We start from the raw sequence: 2,053 nt of genomic DNA, 5'->3' as shown, positions 1-2,053 counted from the left end.
TGAGTAGCCGAGCTGATCGGTTTATCAACATCGGCTGTATTGTTCACATTACCTAAGCCAACCATTCCGGCAGTGATACCGGATACGGTTCCGGTAAAGGTTGGTGATGCAAGGGGTGCTTTTAAAGCAAGATCCGCACTGGCGGCTTTCCCATCAAGGGCAGTTTGAGTAGCTGAACTGATCGGCTTATCTGCATCAGCCGTATTGTTCACATTACCTAGTCCAACCATTCCGGCAGTGATACCGGAAACAGTACCTGTGAATGTTGGTGATGCAAGAGGTGCTTTCAGATCCACTGCACTTTGGTCAGCCTTTAATGCTAAAGCAGCAGTAGTAGCTTTTCCATCAAGGGCTGTCTGGGTAGCCGAGCTGATCGGCTTATCTGCATCAGCCGTATTGTTCACATTGCCTAATCCGACCATTGTGGCGGTGATACCAGATACAGTTCCGGTAAACGTTGGAGATGCAAGGGGTGCTTTTAAAGCAAGATCTGCACTGGCGGCTTTTCCATCAAGGGCTGTCTGGGTAGCCGAACTGATCGGCTTATCTGCATCAGCCGTATTGTTCACATTGCCTAAGCCAACCATTGCAGCAGTGATACCGGAAACAGTTCCGGTAAATGTCGGTGATGCAAGCGGTGCTTTCAGATCAACTGCACTCTGGTCAGCTTTTAATGCTAACGCAGCAGTAGTAGCTTTTCCATCAAGTGCTGTCTGGGTAGCCGAACTGATCGGTTTATCAGCATCAGCGGTATTATTAACATTACCTAAGCCAACCATTCCGGCAGTGATACCTGAGACGGTACCTGTGAAAGTTGGTGATGCAAGAGGTGCCTTTAAAGCCAGATCTGCACTAGCGGCCTTTCCATCAAGGGCAGTCTGAGTAGCTGAACTGATCGGCTTATCAGCATCAGCTGTATTGTTCACATTGCCTAAGCCAACCATTGCAGCAGTGATACCTGAGACAGTTCCTGTAAATGTTGGTGAAGCAAGAGGTGCTTTTAAAGCAAGATCTGCACTGGCGGCCTTTCCATCAAGGGCAGTTTGAGTAGCTGAACTGATCGGTTTATCAGCATCAGCGGTATTATTAACATTACCTAAGCCAACCATTGTGGCGGTAATACCAGATACGGTACCTGTAAAGGTTGGAGATGCCAGGGGTGCTTTCAGGTCAACTGAACTCTGGTCAGCTTTTAATGCCAACGCAGCAGTAGTCGCTTTTCCATCCAGAGCGGTTTGAGTTGCTGTACTAATTGGCTTATCTGCATCAGCCGTATTGTTCACATTACCTAAGCCAACCATTGTGGCAGTAATACCAGATACGGTACCTGTAAATGTTGGAGATGCAAGAGGTGCTTTCAGATCAACTGAACTCTGGTCAGCTTTTAATGCCAAAGCAGCTGTTGTAGCTTTTCCATCAAGCGCTGCTTGAGTAGCCGAACTGATCGGTTTAGCCAGGTCTGAAGTGTTATCTACATCTGATAACCCTACCATCCCTTTAGTAATACCAGATACAGTTCCGGTAAATGTCGGAGATGCTAGTGGTGCTTTTAAAGCAAGATCTGCACTGGCAGCTTTCCCGTCAAGGGCAGTTTGAGTAGCCGAACTGATCGGTTTATCAGCATCAGCTGTATTGTTCACATTGCCTAAGCCAACCATTGCAGCAGTGATACCGGAAACAGTACCTGTGAAGGTCGGAGATGCTAGTGGTGCTTTCAAAGCAAGATCTGCACTGGCAGCTTTTCCATCAAGGGCAGTTTGGGTAGCTGAGCTGATCGGTTTATCTGCATCAGCTGTATTGTTCACATTGCCTAGTCCAACCATTGTGGCGGTGATACCAGATACGGTACCTGTAAAGGTTGGAGATGCCAGGGGTGCTTTCAGGTCAACTGCACTCTGGTCAGCTTTTAATGCTAAAGCAGCAGTAGTAGCTTTTCCATCAAGGGCTGTTTGAGTAGCCGAACTGATTGGTTTATCTGCATCAGCCGTATTGTTCACATTACCTAAGCCAACCATTGTGGCAGTAATACCAGATACGGTACCTGTAAATGTTG

Annotated in this window: 1 protein-coding gene; it reads right to left on the bottom strand. The window is 47.4% G+C overall.

Going from position 1 to position 2,053, the window contains the following annotated elements:
* Positions 1-2,053, bottom strand: a 2,053-nt coding sequence (locus tag P2W76_RS07465; protein ID WP_276347060.1) for a hypothetical protein, incomplete at both ends; no start/stop codon positions are given.

The organism is Daejeonella sp. JGW-45 (assembly GCF_029360805.1).
Lineage (GTDB): Bacteria > Bacteroidota > Bacteroidia > Sphingobacteriales > Sphingobacteriaceae > Daejeonella.
The sequence above is the reverse complement of the archived record's forward strand: the minus strand, read 5'-3'. Positions and strand labels throughout refer to the sequence as shown.